The following is a 17,730-nucleotide window of genomic DNA, read 5'->3' as shown; positions in this document are numbered from 1 at the left end:
TGCGAGGTGGACTGTGGGCGGTCCGAAGGGTCCCCGGCTGCGCCGGCTCGGCGGGGCGGCGGTGCTGCTGGCGCCGTTGCTGGTGGCGGGTTCCGTGTCCGCTCCGCAGGGCGCCCAGCCGGCCGCCGCGGCGTCGAAGGCGGTGGCCGACACCGGGCGGATCGCCTTCGCCGGTACGGGGCACCGCAGCCTCGGCACGGTCGCGTCCGAGAAGACCACCGAGGACCTGTTCGAGAGCGACGACCCCGCCCACTACGACCAGGACGCGTACGGGCGCGGCGACGCGCTCGTCTTCACCAGCCTGCGGGACGAGACGCGCCCCCAGGTCTACCTGCGCCGCGCGGACGGCGGCGTACTGCGCCTGACCCACGGTGTGGACGCCGCGCATCCCGAACTCTCCTACGACGGGAAGACCGTCGTCTTCGACTCGCCCGGGAACGGCGGCAGCCGGGACCTGTGGTCGGTGCCCACCGACGGCTCCGGGAAGCTGCGGCAGCTGACGGACACCCCGGACGAGGAGACGTCCCCGACGCTCTCCCCGGACGGCACCCGCATCGCGTACGCGAGCGACGGCGGCCCGGAGCCGGGCACCCAGATCTACGCACGCGACCTCGACGGCGGCACGGTGACGTGCCTGAGCGACAGCACCGAGGGCGACGCGGACGAGCCCGAGTGGAACCCGGTGAAGGACGGCACCCACGGCTCGCTCGTCGCCTACACGCTGCACGTCGAGCCCACCTCCGACACGGACACCGGCCACCGGCTGCGGGTCACCACCGACGGGTCCGGGACCGCCCGGCCCGTGCTCACCGGTCTCGGCAAGGACTGGGGCTCCCGGTCACCGGCCTGGCTGCCCGACGGCGAGGGCCTGCTCTTCCTCAGCCCCAACACGGACTGCGGCTGCTCCGTCTACGACCACGTCTACCGGATCGGGTCCCTCGGCGACCCCACCCCCCGCATGGTGCTCGACGAGGACCGCGAGGTGGGGACCCCGGCGGCACTCGGGCCCCGGGACTCCTGGTCCGCGGTCGTCACCCGCAGGACCACCGAGGACGCCGCCCTCGTCACGCTCCAGGACATGCGGCAGGACGGCTCGGACCCCCGTGACCTCCGGGTCGGCGTGCTGCGCGAGGACCCCGCGGCCCGGACCAACACCAGCGACGACCCGGCCGACGACCCGCTGTTCCACCCGGCCGACGGGCACGACCCCTGGACCGAGCGGCAGACGTACACCCCCGACGGGCGCCGGATCGCCGTGACCCGCTTCGAGGAGCTCGACGGGCAGCGGGTCCAGCGGATCTGGCTCGTCGACACGGACGGGAAGCACCCGTCGCCGATGGAGCTGGACGGGCGCGGCCCCGGGGACCGCGACACCGACCCCTCGTTCTCACCGGACGGCACCCGGCTCGCCTTCACCCGGTCCACGCCCGGCGCGGACGGTGCCTGGACCAGCCGGGTGCTCGTCGCGGAGGTGGCCTCCGGGCGCATCACCGGCGAGGTCGTGGCGCCCGCCGGCGAGGTCACCGGCGCCGACGCGCAGCCCGCCTGGTCGTCGGACGGCACCGTGCTGGCGTTCACCCGCGCCGAGGTCGTCCGGGGCCTCGGCGGCATCAAGCACGTCTGGACCGCCCCGGTGGAGGACCTGAAGCAGCAGCAGGACCTCAGTCGCCTCGGCGGCTGCCCCGGCGAGTGCAAGGTCATCGACGACAGCCCCGCGTTCTCGCCGGACGGGAAGTCCGTCGCCTTCAACCGCAAGGACCGCGCGGACCAGATCAACCAGCGCGCCAGCGTCGTCGTCGTCTCGCCGGACGGGAAGAACTGCCGGGTCGTCCTGCCGGCCGGCCGCAGCAACGACCCCGCCGCGTGCGCGGCGAAGATCCCGGACGTGGAGACGACCGGCCCGTACCAGCCGCGGGACGTGGCCTGGTCGCCGGACGGCTCCCGGCTGGTGCTCAGCCACCGCCGGGGCCGGGCGCCCAGCTCCCCCGAGCAGCTGTCGGAACTCGACCTGGCCACCGGCGCCCTGACCCCGCTCACCGCGGAGCTGCCCGGCCGTCAGAAGGAGCCCGCGTTCCAGCAGAAGGTGGACCTGACCGTCACCGCGCCGCCCACCGCGCCGACCGTGGAGACCGGGTCCTCGGTGTCCGTCACGGTCACCGTCACCAACAACGGCCCGGCCCCCTCCCCCGGGACCACGCTGGTCGCCGACCTCCCGCCGGGCGTCCGGCTGGAGGGCATGACCACCCCCGACGGCCCCTGCGCCACCACGTCGCCGAGCTGCGACCTCGGCGTGCTGGCGCCCGGCGCCGAGGTACCGGTCACCGTGCGGCTCATCGGCGTCACCAACGGGCCCTGGCAGCTGGGCTGGTCGGTCAACGGAGCGGTGGTCGACCCGAACCCCACGGACAACGCCACCGGAACCTCCGTACGCGTCCGCACCACGCCCGACGTGCCCAGCCCGCCGCCCTCCGGACCGGCGACCCCGCCCAAGCTGCCGCCCCCGGCCGCGCAGCCGCCCGCACAGCCGCCGGCGCCCGCGCCGGAGGCCGGTCCCGGGGTCGTCGTCCGCGCACAGCCCAGCCCCGGCTACGTCGGCGGCCGGGTCGTGGTGACGTACACCGTCCGCAACGGCGAGAACGCCCTGGCCACCGGTCTGCGGCTGCGGCTCGGGCTGCCCTCCCGCATCCCCGTGGCCACGCTCCCGGCGGGCTGCACCGGCGGGGTGTGCGCCCTGCCCGACCTGGCGCCGGGCGCCTCCTCGGTGCTGCGGGTCGTCCTCGCCCCGGACCGCGCCGTCACGACCCGGATCACCGGCACGCTGACGACCACCGGCACCGACGCGGACCGGGGCGACAACGTCTCGCGCATCCCGCTGCGCATCCTCCAGCCCCGGATCGTCTCGGTGCCGGAGATCGGCAAGCCCGGGTTCGTCACCTCGGTGCGCGGCAAGGACTTCCCGCCCGGCGTGCCCGTGAAGCTGACCTGGAAGCCCGGGATCACGGTCGCCGCCGCGCCCACCCTGCCCGGCCGGGACGGCACGTTCATCGCCCAGCTCCTGATCGTGGTCAAGGACCGGACCGGGCCGCGCACGATCACCGCCTCCGGCCCCGGTTTCTCGCCGGTGAAGACGGACTTCCTCGTGGTGACGGGCAACCTGGTGCCGCCGGACGAGATGGGGCGCCGGTGATCCACGAGGTGGACGAGGCGCTGCGGCTGCTGCTGGTGGACGCGGGCCTTGAGGACAGCGGCGTCGATCTGGTCTTCGACGCCCCGACGAGGGACTGGTCCGCCCGCCGCAACGCGCCCACGGTGAGCGTCTTCCTCTACGGCATCCGCGAGGACGCGACGCGCCGCCGCAGCGGCACGTCCGAGGAGTACGACGCCGAGGGCCTGGTCACCGGCCGCCGCACCCCCGCGCGCTGGTTCGAGCTGACCTACCTGGTGACGGCCTGGACCAACCGCCCCCAGGACGAGCACCGGCTGCTCTCCGAGGTGTTGCGCTGCCTGATCCGCACCCGCGCGCTGCCGGCCGGCACCCTCACGGGCAGCCTCGCCGAGCTGGGGCTGACGGTCGAGATGGAGGCCGCCTCGGCCGGCTCGGGCGACCGCCCGTCCACGGTGGACGTCTGGTCCGCGCTGGGCGGCGAGCTGAAGGCCGCGATCGACGTACGCGTATGGGCCCCGCTGTCCGGCGAGGTGGAGCCGGCCGGCCCGCCGGTCACGGAGGGGCTGCTCGTACGCACGGCCGCCGCCGTGGACGGCGCGGCCACGGAACCGGGCCGCCGGCTGCGGTACGGGGACGGCGCGACGGACCCGGCGGGCGAGGGCTTCGCGGCCGAGCGCGAACGGCAGCTGCCGCCGGGGCGGCGGCGGCGCGGGGGCGGTGCGGCCCGGTGACCACCGCACAGCGGCTTCCGGCGGCGGCCGACACCGCCGTCGCCGAGCTCTGGGAACGGCTCGGGCACGTCGAGCGGCGCGTCCGGGCCGCCGTCGCACTGCGGCACGAGGGCGATCCCACGCCGGACGACCCGTTCCGGGGGCAGTACCTCACGCCCGCCGCGGCCGAACGCGTCCTGGACTCGCGCGACGCGTTCCTGCCCGTGCCGGACCTCGGGCCCGGCGCGGCGCCCGGCGCGCCGTCCGGCAGCGGGCGGATCGCGGAGCTGGCCGGGCGGTTCGGGCTGACCGGCCCGGACCTCGACCTGCTGCTCGTCGCCATGGCGCCGGACATCGACGCACGGTTCGAACGGCTGTACGGGTATCTCAACGACGACCTGACCCGGCGCCGCGCCACGATCGGCCTGGCGCTCGAACTGTGCGGGCTGCCCGGCGCGGGCCCGGGACGGTTCCGGTTCGCGCCGTCCGCGCCGCTCGTCGCGGCCGGCCTGGTGGAGGTGCTGGAGCCCGAACGCCCCCTGCTCTCCAGGGTGCTGCGCGTCCCGGACCGGATCACCGCGCATCTGCTCGGCGACGACGAGGTGGACGCCCGGGTGCACGGCCTGGTCCGGGTGGCGGAGCCGGACGGGGAGCCGGACATCGGGCCGGTCACCCGGCGCGTCGCGGCGGCGGCCTCCACCGGGAGCGGGTTCACGCACCTGCTGGACCGGGGCGGCGACCCGGCCCGGCTCGCCGTCGGGGCGCTCGCCGCGTCCGGGCTGCGCCCGCTCGTGGTGGACCCGGCGGCCCTGGCGGCGGCGCCCGAGCCGGAGCGGGCCGTCCGGATGCTGGCCACCGAGGCCCGGCTGAGCGGCGGCGGTCTCGTCCTCGGCCCGCTGGAGGCCCTGGCCCCGGAACAGCCCAAGGGCGCCGCCCTGGTCGGGGCGCTGTGCGCGGCGGTCGGCGGCGGCTCGCCGCTGGTCGTGTACGGGCGGAAGCACTGGGACCCGTTGTGGGCCGGGGAGAGCCCGGTGACGCTCGCGGTCCCGCCGCCGGACCCGGCGGACGCGGTACGGCGGTGGCGCGGCGCGCTCGCCCGGGCCGGTGCCGCCGACGGGCTGGCCGCCGGGACGGAGGAGGCCGACGCCCGCCTCGCGGACGCCACCCGGGCGTACCGGCTGGACTCCGGCCAGATCCGCCGGGCCGCCGATGTGGCCGCCCGGCTGGCCGCGCAGCAGGACCGCCCGGTGGACGCCGCCGACCTGCGGACCGCCGTCCGGGCGCAGAACGGCGCGGGGCTCGCCCGGCTGGCCCGGCGCATCGAGCCGACCGTCGGCTGGGACGACCTCGTGCTCCCCCCGGCGACCCGCCGCCAGCTCTCCGACCTGGCCCTGCGCGCCCGCCACCGCGACCAGGTGCTCGGGCGGTGGCGGATGCGGCCGGGCGGCGGCCGGGGGCGGGGCATCGTCGCGCTGTTCGCCGGGGAGTCCGGGACGGGCAAGACCATGTCGGCCGAGGTCGTCGCGGCGGACCTGGGCATGGAGCTGTACGTGGTCGACCTGTCGTCCGTGGTCGACAAGTACGTCGGTGAGACCGAGAAGAACCTGGAACGGATCTTCGTGGAGGCGTCCGAGGTCAACGCGGTGCTGCTGTTCGACGAGGCGGACGCCGTCTTCGGGAAGCGCTCGCAGGTCAAGGACGCGCAGGACCGGCACGCGAACGTGGAGTCGGCGTACCTCCTCCAGCGCGTCGAGTCGTTCGACGGCATCGCCGTGCTCACGACCAACCTGCGGGCCAACCTGGACGAGGCGTTCACCCGCCGCCTGGACGTGGTCGCCGACTTCCCCGTACCGGACGCGCAGCAGCGCCTCGCGCTGTGGGAACGCTGCCTGGGTACGGAGGTCCCGCGCGCCCCGGACCTCGACCTGCCCACGTGCGCGGAGCGGTTCGAGCTGACCGGCGGCTCGATCCGGGCGTGCGCGGTGACCGCCGCGTACCAGGCGGCGGAGTCGGGCCGTCCGCTGGACACGGAGCAACTGGTCGGGGCGGTGCTGGCGGAGTACCGGAAGCTCGGACGGCTGGTCCTGGAGAGCGAGTTCGGGCCGTGGCTGGAGCGTACGAGGCGGCGCGGATAGCCGTACCGGGCTCCGTATCATCAGGTGCATGACTGCCGAGCCCGCCCGTTCCGCCGCCCGTATGCGCGCATCCGACGCCGACCGCGAGGCGGTGGTCGAGCGGCTGCGTGAGGCGGCGGCGGAGGGGCGGATCGACCTGGACGAGCTGGACGAACGCCTCAACCTCGCCCTCACGGCCAGGACGTACGGCGAACTCGCGCCGATCACCGAGGACCTGGGCGGGCCGGCCGCGCGGGACACGGGCGAGCCGCTGACGGTGCGGGGCGGCATGCACAAGGTGCGGCGGACCGGCGGCTGGAAGGTCCCCGCGCGCATCGTCGTGTCGGGCGGCCTCGGCGGCGCCCTCCTCGACTTCAGCGGCGCCGAGTGCCGGGTGCCCGTGGTCGAGCTGGAAGTGGACGCGCAGATGGGCGGGGTCCGCATCGTGGTGCCGGACGGCTGGGGCGTGGACACCGACGCGCTGGACCTGGCCTTCGGGGGCCTGAAGTCGAAGGTCAAGGGCGAGCGGGCACCGGGCGCGCCCCTGCTGAGGATCACCGGCTCCTGCGGCGCGGGCGGCGTCCGCATCCGCCGCCCGGGCCTGCGCGAGCGCCGCGCGAAGCGCTGAGGCCGGTCAGAGCGGGCGGACCGTGAGGATCTGCTCCGCCCGGCCGACCGGTCCGTCGACGTCGTGCAGGACCGTGCTGGTAAGCCCCTGGCCGGTGGGGCCGAAGACGACCGTGGTGTCGAGGCCGGTCCAGCGGCCCCGGGGCTGGCGGTGCAGATGGATCGTCAGGTCCACGTTGGGGAACATCCACTCCGTGGGCTGCTCGCGTACGGCGATGCCGTTGGCGGTGTCCACGAGCGCCACGTACGAGGCCAGCGGGCCGGCGGTCTCGCCCGCGACCAGGTCGAGCGGGGTGGAGATCCAGGCGGTGGTGCGGCCGGGCAGCGGCGGGGCGAGCGGGCGCACGTCGAGCGACGCGATGTAGCCGCCGGGCCAGAGGTCGGCCATCGGCCACGGGGCGAGCGCCTCGGGCGGGGTGAGGCGGGCGTCCTCGCCGTCGGCGACCCCGGTCGTGTCCACGGGGGCGAGCGACCAGGCCCTGGCCCGTACGACCGGGCGGCCCGCGATGAGGGCGACGGCCTCCACCAGCTCGATGGTGCGGCCGGGGCGGACGGTCTCCACCCGGATCTCGCACTCGTCCAGGGCGAGCCGGCCGAGGATGTCGAAGCTGATCCGGGACAACAGCAGCCGCTCGCCGGGCCGTTCCGCCAGATGGCGCTCGACGGCGTGGACGAGGAGCCCGCCGAACGGGCTGAAGTGCACCTCGTCCGTGCTCCACGCGCCGCTCGCGTGGGCGGTCGGCTTGTAGCGGTGGGCGTCGATGCGCTCGTAGTAGCTGCCGGTGTTCAACGGATCGCTTCCCTCACGGCCGTACGGATCGGGCACCGACAGCCTGCCACCGGGGGTGTTCCGGCCGGCGCGCGGGTACCGCGCTCCGCACCCGCGTTCGAGCGTGATCAATTCGCAATCGATTCCGGTCTTGACCGAGACCCATCAAGGAGTCACGCGATTACGCTCCGAAGCATGTCCGACAGCGCACCCACCGCCGGTAGCACGTCCCCGGCCCCCACCGACCTCACCGAGGACCGCCCCGTCTACGTCATCGGCGGCGGCCCGGGCGGACTGGCCGCGGCGGCCGCCCTGCGCGCGCGGGGCGTCCGGGCGGTCGTGCTGGAGAAGTCCGGGGACGTGGGCGCCTCCTGGCGCGGCCACTACGACCGGCTGCACCTGCACACCACCCGGCGCTGGTCCGCGCTGCCCGGCCTGCCGATGCCGAGGAGGTTCGGCCGCTGGGTCGCCCGGGACGACGTGGTGCGGTACCTGGAGAAGTACGCCGAGCACCACGAGCTGGAAGTGATCACCGGCGTCGAGGTCTCCCGGATCGACCGGGCGGCGGACGGCACCGGCTGGCGGCTGAGCGCGAGCGGGGGCCGCGAGCTGACCGGGCGCGCCGTCGTCGTCGCCACCGGCTTCAACCACACCCCGCGGCTGCCGGACTGGCCCGGCCGCGAGACGTTCACCGGGGACCTCCTGCACGCCTCGGACTACCGCTCCCCGGCCCCGTACGCGGGCAAGGACGTCCTGGTCGTCGGCGTCGGCAACACGGGCGCGGAGATCGCCGTGGACCTCGTGGAGGGCGGCGCCGCACGGGTACGGCTCGCGGTGCGCACCGCCCCGCACATCGTGCGCCGCTCCACGGCGGGCTGGCCCGCGCAGGCGACCGGCATCCTGGTCCGCCGGCTGCCCGTCGCCCTGGTGGACCGGGCCGGCCGCCTGATGGCGCGCGCGGCCGTGCCGGACCTGTCGGCGCACGGGCTGCCCCGCCCCGATACGGGCCTGTACTCCCGCGTCAAGGAGGGCGCGATCCCGGTCCAGGACGTCGGTCTGATCGACGCGGTGAAGCGCGGCCGGGTACAGCCCGTGGCGGCCGTCGAGTCGTTCGACGAGGACGCGGTGGTCCTCGCGGACGGCACCCGGGCCACCCCGGAGGCCGTGATCGCCGCGACCGGCTACCACCGCGCCCTCGAACCGCTGGTCGGCCACCTCGGCGTGCTGGACGGCCGGGGCCGCCCGGTGGTCCACGGCCCCCGCACCCCCAAGCAGGCCCCCGGCCTCTACTTCACCGGCTTCACCAACCCCATCAGCGGCATGCTCCGCGAACTGGCCCGCGACGCGGAGCGGATCGCCAAGCGGGTCGCCCGGCGGGCGCGGCGCTGACGGACCCCGTGCGTCCCGCCGGACCATGACTTTCGGCAGTGCCGCCGCCGCGCCGGGGTGCGTACGGTCGCGGGATGGAGAGAGCGATCGTCAGCGGCGCGGTCCGGCGGGCCGCCGCGCCGGGGAACCTGCTGACCGTGGCGGCGGCGGCCTGCGTCGCGCTGAGCGCGGTCAGTCCGTGGTGGGCGCTGCCCGCCGCCGTGACCGCGTTCCTCGCCGGGCGGGTGCCGGGCAGGACCGGGCCGACCCTGCTGGTGCTCGTCGCGGTCGTCGCGGGCGGGGTCGTGGCGGTCGCCCTCGTGCCGTCCTGGGTGCTGATGGCGGGGCGGTTCGTCGCGGTCGTGGCGGTGGCCGCGATGCTGCCGTGGTGCGCGGGGCGGTTCTGGTGGCAGTACCAGGAGCTCGTACGGGCCGGCTGGGAGCGGGCGGAGCGGCTGGAGCGGGAGCAGCGGCTCGTCGCCGAGCAGGCCAGGGCGCGGGAACGGGCCCGGATCGCCCAGGACATGCACGACCTCATCGGCCACGATCTGAGCCTCATCGCCCTGTCGGCGGGCGCGCTCAAGCTGGCGCCCGGCCTGGACGGGGCGCACCGGGAGGCGGCCGGGGAGATCCGGGCCCGGGCGGCGGCCTCGGTCGAACGGCTCGGCGAGGTCATCGGCCTGCTCCGCGAGGACGGCGGCGGCCGGGCGGACGAGGAGCCGCCGGGCCCGCCCGGCACCGGCATCCGCCGGCTGGTCGCGGAGGCCGCCGCCACCGGCCTCCCGGTCACCCTGCACACCGAGGGCGACCCGGCCGCGATGCCGCCGCAGGCCGCGCGGGCCGCCCACCGCGTCGTCCAGGAGGCCCTGACCAACGCCGCCAAGCACGCCCCGGGCGCCCGGGTGGACGTCCGGCTGACCCACACGGCCGGGACGACGACGGTCCGGGTCGGGAACGGCCCCGCACCGGCCGGGCGGCAGGGCGTCCCCGGCACCGGGCGGGGCCTGCCCGGCCTGGACGAGCGGGTGCGCCTGGCGGGCGGCACCCTCACCCACGGCCCGTACGAGGACGGCTTCGCGGTGACCGCGCACCTCCCGCACACCCCGCCCGCCCGGCTGCCGGCCGCCGCGCCCGCGCCCGCGCCCGGAGCGCTCCCCCCGGAGCACCGGCACGCGCGCGGGCGCGCCCGGCGGGCGCTGGCCCTCGCCGTGGTCCTGCCGCTGGCGGCGTGGGCCGGGCTGAGCGCGGCGCTCCTGGGCTGGGACATCCACTCGGCCCGGCAGTCCGTCCTGGACCCCGGCGACTTCGCCCGGCTCCGGGTGGGCCAGGACCGGGCGTCGGTCGAGCGGCTGCTGCCCGCGCGCGAGACCACCCAGCGGCCGGTGGCCGGTGAGCCGCGCGGTCCGGGCGTCAGCTGCGCGTACTACGCGATGACGGCGGACCGTTTCGACGACCGCTCCGGAGACGCCTACCGGCTGTGCTTCCGGGACGGCAGGCTGATGTCCAAGGAAGCGCTCACCCCGGGCGCGGAATGACCATGACGGAGGGACCACCCATGATCCGCGTCCTCGTCGCCGACGACGAACCGATGATCCGGGCGGGCGTGCGGGCCGTCCTCACCACCGACCCGGGCATCGAGGTCGTCGCGGAGGCGCCCGACGGGCACGAGGCGGTGGAGCGGGTGCGGCTCCACCGCCCGGACGTGGCCGTGCTCGACATCCGGATGCCCGGCACCGACGGCATCGAGGCGGCTGCCGAGATCCGGCGCGCCGTGCCGGGGACGGGCGTCGTGATGCTGACGACGTTCGGCGAGGACGACTACATCCTGCGGGCCCTCGGGGGCGGCGCCGCCGGCTTCCTGATCAAGTCCGGCGAGCCGGAGGAGCTGATCGCCGGGGTCCGGGCGGTCGCGGACGGCGCCGCCTATCTCTCACCGAAGGTCGCGGCCCGGGTCGTCGCCCATCTCTCGGCGACCGGCGCCGGTGCCCTGGCCGGCCGCCGCACCGCCGCCCGGGAACGGGTGGGCGCGCTCACCGCCCGGGAACGCGAGGTGCTGGCCCTGCTGGGCGCCGGGCTGCCCAACGCCCGGATCGCCCGCCGGCTCCACCTGGTCGAGGGCACGGTCAAGGCGCACGTCAGCTCGATCCTGGCCCGGCTCGGGGTGGAGAACCGGGCCGCGGCGGCGGTCGTCGCCCACGAGGCGGGCATCGTTCCGGCCGCCGGACCGGCCGAGGAGCGCTGACACCGCCGCCCCGGACAGGGGCAGGAGCGCCAGGAGCAGGGCCGCGACGAGCGCCCCGCCGAGGACCGCCCCGGCCAGCACGTCGTGCGGGTAGTGCGCGCCGACCAGCACCCGGGACACCGCCGCCACGACGGCCACGGGGAGCGCGAGGGCGGCGAGCCCGGGCCGGAGCAGCGCCAGGCCCACCGCGAGGCCGGCGGCGAGGGTGGCGTGGTTGCTGGGGAAGGACCAGTCGCCGGGCGCCGGGCACTCGGCGATCCCCGCCGCGCCGCGGAGCAGGACCCGGCAGGGGCGCTCCTCGTCCACCACCAGCTTCAGGGCCTCGCTGACCGCGTACGCGAGAACGGTGCCCGCTCCGGTGAGCACCGCTCCGGCGACGGTGCGGTGGTCCGCCCTGCGCACGGCGCTCCAGCAGACCCAGGCCAGCAGCAGCCCGAGCACCACGAGCGTCCCGTCGCACACCACCTCCAGCAACGACCCGGCCCAGGAGGGCGCGCCGGCCAGCGCGTCGGCCACCGACCGGTAGGCGTCCGCCGATACCCCGTCCGTGACCTCCACGGCCCGCTCCGCCCCCAGCCCGCCGGGCGCGAGGCCCACGACGGCGGCCCCTCCGCCTGCCAGCACGGCGCAGGCGAGCCAGGGCCGTGCGGTCGGGGTGCTGGGTGCGGTGTCTCGTGCTCTGCGTCTCATGGGACCCGAACCTAGGGGCGGGGCACGCCCGGAACCCGAGGCGAACGGCAGGACCCACCCCTGACGAAGGTAGGGGGCCCGCCCGCCCCCGGGTCAGCGGGTGAGGGTGTACCACTCCGGGGCGTCGAGGTCGCCGTACTGCCGGTTCAGCTTCGGGTGCTCCGGGGTCCCGCCCACACGCCAGCCGGAGTCGTCGAACGCGTCGAAGTCCTCGAAGCGGCAGCGTTCGATGCGCACCTTGAGGCGCTGACCCCAGGTGGAGGAGTCACCCGGCTCGTACGCCCACCGGCCCGTACCGGTGCAGCGGTATGCGGCGGAGTCCGCGTCGGCGTGGTCCTCGTACGCGGAGTCATGGTCCGTCAGCCGCTCGGCACGGGCGGTGCCGTCGGCGGACAGCCGCAGCGTGCCGCCGTGCCCGTCGCTCCAGGTCCCGGCGAGCTGCGCGGCGGTCACCTCCGGGGGGCTGTACTCGGTGACCAGCCCGGCCGCGAACACCCCGGCGCCCACGAGGGGCACGGCCACCGCCGCCAGCGCGCCGTACCCGAGGGTCCGCAGGAGCCGTCGGCCGTGCAGCGCCGAGTCCCGGGCGATCAGGGCGGCCCCGGTCAGCAGCGCGGCACTGGTCAGCCAGGTGAGGGCCAGGGTGCCGGTCCCGGTGGTCCAGATCCCGACGACGGCGGTGACCGCGACCGCCGCCAGCGCCGCGACGGCCGGCACCCACCACCAGACGTCCCGCCCGGTCACGCGCCCGCTCAGCCGGCGGGCCGCCCACACCAGGGGCAGGACGACCGCGAGGCTTCCCCACAGCGCGGCCGGGCCGCCGACGCAGACCATGAACGGCACGGCGAGCAGGGCCCCGCCGGGCCCGTCGGGCTGGGCGGGCGACTCGACGGTGGTGTCCACCATGCCGGAGACCTCCATGACGAGGAACGCCCCCATGAACAGGGCACCCGCCCCCGCCACGATCGACCGCCCCGACCACACGGGCGGCGGCCCGTCCGGCACCTCGGCCGGTCGCCGGTCCGCCCACGGCCTGCTCGTGTCCCACGCGGTTCTGCTCGACATGAGAACCCCCCTCCCACGCCGCATTCTCGCCCTACGCCACCAGCGCCGCCCCCTCGGGGCCCCTCACCCGCCGGATCACCAGGACCATCAGCGCCGCCACCGCGCACAGCGCCCCCGCCGCGTACCAGACGACGTTGTATGTGCCGAAGTAGTCGCGCGCCACGCCGCCGAGGAAGGCGACCAGCGCGGCGCCCACCTGGTGCGAGGCGAGGACCCAGCCGAAGACGATCGCGCTGTCCTCCCCGTACTGCTCCCGGCACAGGGCCAGGGTCGGCGGGACCGTGGCGACCCAGTCCAGGCCGTAGAACACGATGAAGAAGACCATCGGCGGCTCCACGGTGGCCTGCATGAGGAGCGGCAGGAAGAGCAGCGAGACGCCGCGCAGCGCGTAGTACACCGCGAGCAGCCGGCGCGCGTCGAAGCGGTCGGTGAGCCAGCCGGAGAAGACCGTGCCGATGATGTCGAAGATCCCGATGACCGCGAGGAGCGAGGCGGCGGCGGTGATCGGCATGCCGTGGTCGTGCGCCGAGGGCACGAAGTGCGTACGGATCAGGCCGTTGGTGGAGGCGCCGCAGATCGCGAAGGACCCGGCCAGCAGCCAGAACGGGCCGGTGCGGGCCGCGTCGAACAGCACCCGGACGGCCCGGCCCGCCGCCCCGCGCACGGGCGCCGGCTTCTCGGTGTACTCACCGCCGTACGGGGCGAGCCCCACGTCCGCCGGGTGGTCGCGCATCAGGAGCCACACGAACGGGACGACGACCAGGGCGGCCAGCGCCACCGTGACCGACGCGGGGCGCCAGCCGTGCCGGTCCACGATCCACGCGCAGAGCGGGAGGAAGACCAATTGGCCGGAGGCCCCGGCGGCGGTCAGGACGCCGGTCACCAGGCCGCGCCGGGCGGTGAACCAGCGGTTGGTGACCGTCGCGGAGAACGCGAGCGCCATCGAGCCGGTGCCGAGCCCCACGAGGACGCCCCAGTAGAGCATCAGCTGCCAGGCGGCCGTCATCCACACGCTCGCCAGCGCCCCGGCCGCGACCGCGCTCAGCGCCACGGCCACCACCCGGCGGATGCCGAACCGGTCCATCAGCGCGGCGGCGAACGGCGCGGTGACCCCGTACAGCGCCATGTCGATGGAGACGGCCAGCCCGATCTCCCCGCGCGACCAGCCGAACTCGTCCTGGAGCGGGTCGAAGAGCAGGCCGGGCAGGGAGTTGAAGGCGGCGCCGCCGATGATCGTCACGAAGGTGACGGCGGCGACGATCCACGCGCGGTGGACGCGCCACCGGCGGGGCCCGCCGGGGGCGTTCGGCAGCGGGGCGACGGGGACGGCGCTCTCGGTTGTCGGATTCACCCGCTCAGCATCCGGGCGCGGGGCGCTTCCCCACGAGTGGCCCGAAGGCCACGGTTCGCAAGGATCGGGCCACCACCCTGTCGCTCTCCACACACGCGTACGATCGCGTGCACACCGATCCGTCCAAGTCCCGGGGGAACTCCATGCAGTGGGCCGAACGCCAGCGCTTCAACCACGCGTCGTCGCTGATGCAGGGCTGGGGCACCCTGCTGCTGCTCATCGCCTGCGCGCTGTGGGTCCGGGTCGGCTTCCTGATCTGGGACACCGAGGACACGCTGTACTGCTTCCGCGCCTCGTCCATCTGCGAGATGGACACCACCATGCCCGAGCAGCTGACCCTGCTGGGCATTTCGGCACCGCTCGCGGTGGCCGGTACGGGGCTGATCGTCGCCGGAAGTGTGCGCCGGCAGACCAGCGCACACGTCCTCCGCGTCATCGAGATGCAGCAGTCCGAGGAGCGGGCGCGCAACAAGTAGTGCTCGGCGTCAGCCGATCCGTTCCAGGCGGCGGATCGGGCGGGCCGCGAGCAGCACCCCCACCGCCAGGATGTTGACCACCGCCCCGGCGAACAGCACCTCCGCAGCGCCCAGTTCGTCCGCGAGCGGGCCCGCCAGCGCGCGTCCCGCCGCCACCATCAGGAGCGATCCGGCGACGTCGTACGCGTGCAGGCGGTTCAGGGATTCGGGCGGCACATGGGTCTGGACCGTGGTCGACCACATCACCAGCCAGAACGCGGAGGCCGCGCCCGCCACGAACTGCCCCGCGCCCAGGGCCGGTACGGAGAGGCCGAGCCCCAGCACCACGAGGTTCGCGCAGACGCCGGTGAGCGCGACGGCGCCCGCCGCGAGGGGCCGGCGGGGGCGCAGCCGCAGGGCGAGCAGGCCGCCGACGACACTGCCCGCGCCGCTCACCGCCATCATCGCGCCGTACGTCCCCGAGCCGTGCGCCTCGGTGACGCGGACGGCGGTGAGCGGGAGCATCGGGCCGAGCACGGCGAAGCCGTACACCGTCCAGACGGCGATCACACCCCAGAGCCAGCTGCGCGCGGTGAACTCGCGCCAGCCGTCCACCAACTCGGCGAGGAACGAGCCGCGCGGCGCCTCGTCCGAGGGGGCCGGGGCCAGGCGGAGCAGGAAGAGGCACGCCCCGGAGACCAGGAAGGTGGAGGCGTTGGCCGCGTAGACCGCGCCGGCGCTCGCCAGGCCGACCAGGACGCCTGCGAAGGCGGGGCCCGCCATGGTCATCAGCGCCTCGGAGACGCGGAGTACGGCGTTGGCGCGCTGCACGTCCGGGGCGACGCGCGGCACGGTGGAGGCGACACCCGGCTGGAACAGCGCCGCGCCGACGCCGGCCACCGAGCTGAGCGCGTACACCGCCCACAGCGGCGGGTTGCCGGTCGCGAAGGACACGGCGAGCACGGAGGCGCCGACGAGCCGCAGCGCGTCGGCGATGATCATCATGCGGCGCGGCGTGAACCGGTCCGCGAGGACGCCGCCGAAGAGGACGAACACGGCGAGCGGGCCCATCCAGCAGGCCAGCGCGTAACCGACCGAGGAGGCCGGCCGGCCGGCGTCGAGGAGCCCCGCGGTGAGGGCGACGGGGATCATGCCGTCACCGAAGACGGCGGCGGTGCGGGCGACGAAGAACAGCCTGAAGTTACGGTTCCAGAGCTGCCTGCCGGGCTCCTCGGACAAGGGTGGCAGGGGTGGGAGAGGGGACGGGCCGACGGGGGCGGCCTGGGGGTCCGTGGCGGGAATGCGCACGGAGTCTGCTGACTTTTCCTTCACACCGGAGACATGTATCAGCTTATGGTCTATACCAGCTAGGGCCTTTTCGCAGGGGCCTCGCCGGGCTGAAGGGAGTCCGCTGTGCCGCACCGGATCGTCGTTCTCGCCCTCGACGGGCTGCTCCCCTTCGAACTGGGCATCCCCCAGCGGATCTTCGGGCGCTCGCTCGGTACCGAGCCGCTGAACCGGGGCCGGAAACTGTACGACGTCGTGACCTGCTCGGCCCGGCCGCCCGGCCCCGTCCTCACCGACGCGGACTTCTCGATCGTCGTGGAGCACGGCCCCGAGGCCCTCGCCACGGCGGACACGGTCGTCATCCCGGCCAGTTACGAGCTGGGCCCCGTCTACACCGAAGGCCGGCTCACCGACGAACTGGCCGCCGCGTTCGCGCACATCCGGCCGGGCACCCGGATGGTGTCCATCTGCACCGGCAGCTACGTCCTGGCCGCCGCCGGGTATCTCGACGGGCGCCCCGCCACCACGCACTGGGCCTCCGCCGACCATTTCCAGCGGCTCTTCCCCGGTGTCCGGGTCGACCCGGACGTCCTGTTCATCGACGACGGGGACGTGCTGACCTCCGCCGGGGTCGCGGCCGGGATCGACCTCTGCCTGCACATCGTGCGGCGCGACCACGGGACCGCGGTCGCCAACGACGTCGCCCGGCGCACGGTCGTGCCGCCGCACCGGGACGGCGGCCAGGCGCAGTACATCCAGCGGCCCGTGCCGGACACCCAGCTCGCCACGACGACGACCGCGCGGGCCTGGGCACTGGCCCGGCTGGAGCGGCCGATCCTGCTGCGGGACATGGCCCGGCAGGAGTCGATGAGCGTACGGACGTTCACCCGGCGGTTCCGCGAGGAGGTCGGCGTCAGCCCCGTGCAGTGGCTCACCCAGCAGCGCGTGGAGCTGGCGCGCCGGCTCCTGGAGTCCACGGACCTGTCCATCGACCAGGTCGCCCGGGACTCCGGCTTCGGCACCTCCACCTCGCTGCGGCAGCACCTCCAGGCGGCGCTGGGCGTCTCGCCGACGGTCTACCGCCGCACGTTCCGCTCGACGACGGCGGGGGGCCGGGTCTAGGAGGCGGCCGGGCTCGGTTCGGCGCCCGGGACGGCCCCGTGGGCACCGGGCTGGAGCCGGCCCTGGATCAGCGGGACGCCGCGGTCCACCTCGCACCAGATCCGCTTGCCCGCGCCCTCCGGCTGCCAGCCCCAGCGGTCGGCGAGGCCGTCGACCAGCTCCAGGCCCCGGCCACCGGTGTCCTCACCCCGCGCGTGGCGCTGCTGCGGCGGGCGGCAGCTGGCGTCGGCCACCTCGACGCGCACGGTCCCGGCGCCGCCCGGGGCGCCCGCCGGGCCGAAGAGCATGCGCAGCACGGCCGGGCAGCCGGTGTGCACGACCGCGTTGGTGACCAGCTCGGAGATGAGCAGGATGAGGGTCTCGGCCAGCGGCTCGTCGTCCCTCACACCGGAACCGGCGAGCCGTGAGCGCGCCCATCTGCGGGCCCGTCCGACCTCCGCGGGGTCGGGCCCGACCTCCAACTGAACCTGAAGCACCTGCACCGCTCACACCATCCGAACCGGCGGACACATCGCCTCGCGCCTCCACAGGATCACGGAACGTGATTCCCTTGCACGACAGCATGGTTGACGTACAGTCACCGCAACAAGCGCTTCGGGCATATTCCAGCGCGAAGGAGTACGCGTGGTGCATACTGTGCGACGCACATCGCGGGGAGTCGAACAGCACCTCACGCCGAGCCGACGCGCCGCACGGGCCGCGTCCGGACCGCCAGGTTCCAGAACCACTCGCATCCCACGGAGGGTACCCGAGGCGGGCGCCGA

Annotated in this window: 15 protein-coding genes and 1 pseudogene; 10 read left to right on the top strand and 6 right to left on the bottom strand. The window is 75.5% G+C overall.

Going from position 1 to position 17,730, the window contains the following annotated elements; genetic code table 11:
* Positions 1 to 13 precede the first annotated feature (13 nt).
* The 4 genes from ACFUJY_RS11705 to ACFUJY_RS11690 are packed head-to-tail and all read left to right on the top strand — an operon-like array spanning position 14 to position 6,618.
* The gene (locus ACFUJY_RS11705; RefSeq protein ID WP_383297788.1) at positions 14 to 3,187 is read left to right on the top strand and encodes a hypothetical protein; all 3,174 of its coding nucleotides are present in this window, start codon (positions 14 to 16) and stop codon (positions 3,185 to 3,187) included.
* Positions 3,184 to 3,897 carry a DUF4255 domain-containing protein gene (locus ACFUJY_RS11700; RefSeq protein ID WP_383297786.1) on the top strand — a complete coding sequence of 238 codons (714 nt, stop codon included), beginning with the start codon at positions 3,184 to 3,186 and terminating at the stop codon, positions 3,895 to 3,897. Before ACFUJY_RS11705 ends, ACFUJY_RS11700 begins: the two co-directional genes overlap by 4 nt.
* The gene (locus tag ACFUJY_RS11695) at positions 3,894 to 6,011 is read left to right on the top strand and encodes an ATP-binding protein (RefSeq protein WP_383297784.1); all 2,118 of its coding nucleotides are present in this window, start codon (positions 3,894 to 3,896) and stop codon (positions 6,009 to 6,011) included. The genes ACFUJY_RS11700 and ACFUJY_RS11695 overlap by 4 nt, the downstream gene beginning before the upstream one ends.
* A gap of 28 nt (positions 6,012 to 6,039) precedes the next feature.
* On the top strand, positions 6,040 to 6,618 hold the full coding sequence (locus ACFUJY_RS11690; protein ID WP_383297782.1) for a DUF1707 domain-containing protein: 579 nt from the start codon (positions 6,040 to 6,042) through the stop codon (positions 6,616 to 6,618).
* Positions 6,619 to 6,624: 6 nt separating this feature from the next.
* Here ACFUJY_RS11690 and ACFUJY_RS11685 read toward each other — a convergent pair whose 3' ends face one another.
* Positions 6,625 to 7,407 carry a thioesterase family protein gene (locus ACFUJY_RS11685; protein WP_383297780.1) on the bottom strand — a complete coding sequence of 261 codons (783 nt, stop codon included), beginning with the start codon at positions 7,405 to 7,407 and terminating at the stop codon, positions 6,625 to 6,627.
* A 174-nt stretch (positions 7,408 to 7,581) separates the two neighbouring features.
* Between ACFUJY_RS11685 and ACFUJY_RS11680 the strand changes: the two genes are divergently transcribed.
* The 3 genes from ACFUJY_RS11680 (at position 7,582) to ACFUJY_RS11670 (ending at position 10,996) form a co-directional block, all read left to right on the top strand.
* Positions 7,582 to 8,775, top strand: coding sequence for a flavin-containing monooxygenase (locus tag ACFUJY_RS11680; RefSeq protein WP_383297778.1), 1,194 nt, complete (start codon positions 7,582 to 7,584; stop codon positions 8,773 to 8,775).
* Positions 8,776 to 8,849: 74 nt separating this feature from the next.
* Complete coding sequence (locus ACFUJY_RS11675) at positions 8,850 to 10,289, top strand: sensor histidine kinase (protein WP_383297776.1); 1,440 nt, start codon at positions 8,850 to 8,852, stop codon at positions 10,287 to 10,289.
* Positions 10,290 to 10,309: 20 nt separating this feature from the next.
* Positions 10,310 to 10,996 (top strand): response regulator, encoded by a 687-nt coding sequence (locus tag ACFUJY_RS11670; RefSeq protein ID WP_383298076.1) that lies wholly within the window; start codon positions 10,310 to 10,312, stop codon positions 10,994 to 10,996.
* Positions 10,997 to 11,089: 93 nt separating this feature from the next.
* Here ACFUJY_RS11670 and ACFUJY_RS11665 read toward each other — a convergent pair.
* A pseudogene (locus ACFUJY_RS11665) lies at positions 11,090 to 11,302 on the bottom strand (phosphatase PAP2 family protein); the annotation flags it as partial.
* Between ACFUJY_RS11665 and ACFUJY_RS11660 the strand changes: the two are divergent.
* Positions 11,211 to 11,522, top strand: a complete 312-nt coding sequence (locus ACFUJY_RS11660) for a hypothetical protein (protein ID WP_383298090.1) — start codon at positions 11,211 to 11,213, stop codon at positions 11,520 to 11,522. The pseudogene ACFUJY_RS11665 and the gene ACFUJY_RS11660 sit on opposite strands and share 92 nt — an antisense overlap.
* A 257-nt stretch (positions 11,523 to 11,779) precedes the next feature.
* Here ACFUJY_RS11660 and ACFUJY_RS11655 read toward each other — a convergent pair whose 3' ends face one another.
* The gene (locus tag ACFUJY_RS11655; protein WP_383297775.1) at positions 11,780 to 12,751 is read right to left on the bottom strand and encodes a hypothetical protein; all 972 of its coding nucleotides are present in this window, start codon (positions 12,749 to 12,751) and stop codon (positions 11,780 to 11,782) included.
* A gap of 31 nt (positions 12,752 to 12,782) precedes the next feature.
* The gene (locus ACFUJY_RS11650) at positions 12,783 to 14,102 is read right to left on the bottom strand and encodes an MFS transporter (protein ID WP_383297774.1); all 1,320 of its coding nucleotides are present in this window, start codon (positions 14,100 to 14,102) and stop codon (positions 12,783 to 12,785) included.
* A 107-nt stretch (positions 14,103 to 14,209) separates the two neighbouring features.
* Here ACFUJY_RS11650 and ACFUJY_RS11645 point away from each other — a divergent pair, with 107 nt between their 5' ends.
* Positions 14,210 to 14,578, top strand: coding sequence for a hypothetical protein (locus ACFUJY_RS11645; protein ID WP_383297772.1), 369 nt, complete (start codon positions 14,210 to 14,212; stop codon positions 14,576 to 14,578).
* A gap of 9 nt (positions 14,579 to 14,587) precedes the next feature.
* On the opposite strand, the gene ACFUJY_RS11640 is transcribed toward ACFUJY_RS11645, so the two are convergent.
* On the bottom strand, positions 14,588 to 15,865 hold the full coding sequence (locus ACFUJY_RS11640) for an MFS transporter (protein WP_383297770.1): 1,278 nt from the start codon (positions 15,863 to 15,865) through the stop codon (positions 14,588 to 14,590).
* A gap of 105 nt (positions 15,866 to 15,970) precedes the next feature.
* Here ACFUJY_RS11640 and ACFUJY_RS11635 point away from each other — a divergent pair, with 105 nt between their 5' ends.
* On the top strand, positions 15,971 to 16,966 hold the full coding sequence (locus ACFUJY_RS11635) for a GlxA family transcriptional regulator (RefSeq protein ID WP_383297769.1): 996 nt from the start codon (positions 15,971 to 15,973) through the stop codon (positions 16,964 to 16,966).
* On the opposite strand, the gene ACFUJY_RS11630 is transcribed toward ACFUJY_RS11635, so the two are convergent.
* Complete coding sequence (locus ACFUJY_RS11630) at positions 16,963 to 17,448, bottom strand: ATP-binding protein (protein ID WP_383297767.1); 486 nt, start codon at positions 17,446 to 17,448, stop codon at positions 16,963 to 16,965. The two genes, ACFUJY_RS11635 and ACFUJY_RS11630, sit on opposite strands and share 4 nt — an antisense overlap.
* Positions 17,449 to 17,730: the final 282 nt, after the last annotated feature.

It is taken from the genome of Streptomyces sp. NPDC057249 (assembly GCF_042669245.1).
In the GTDB taxonomy this organism is placed as follows: Bacteria; Actinomycetota; Actinomycetes; order Streptomycetales; family Streptomycetaceae; genus Streptomyces.
Note: the sequence above shows the minus strand (reverse complement) of the source record. Positions and strands in the feature narration are given on the sequence as shown.

Excerpts from the sequence above, each read along its gene's own strand:
- ACFUJY_RS11680 (WP_383297778.1), top strand. The coding sequence starts at position 7,582 with ATGTCCGACAGCGCACCCACCGCCGGTAGCACGTCCCCGGCCCCCACC.
- ACFUJY_RS11675 (WP_383297776.1), top strand. The coding sequence starts at position 8,850 with ATGGAGAGAGCGATCGTCAGCGGCGCGGTCCGGCGGGCCGCCGCGCCG.
- ACFUJY_RS11690 (WP_383297782.1), top strand. The coding sequence starts at position 6,040 with ATGACTGCCGAGCCCGCCCGTTCCGCCGCCCGTATGCGCGCATCCGAC.
- ACFUJY_RS11670 (WP_383298076.1), top strand. The coding sequence starts at position 10,310 with ATGATCCGCGTCCTCGTCGCCGACGACGAACCGATGATCCGGGCGGGC.
- ACFUJY_RS11655 (WP_383297775.1), bottom strand. The coding sequence starts at position 12,751 with ATGTCGAGCAGAACCGCGTGGGACACGAGCAGGCCGTGGGCGGACCGG.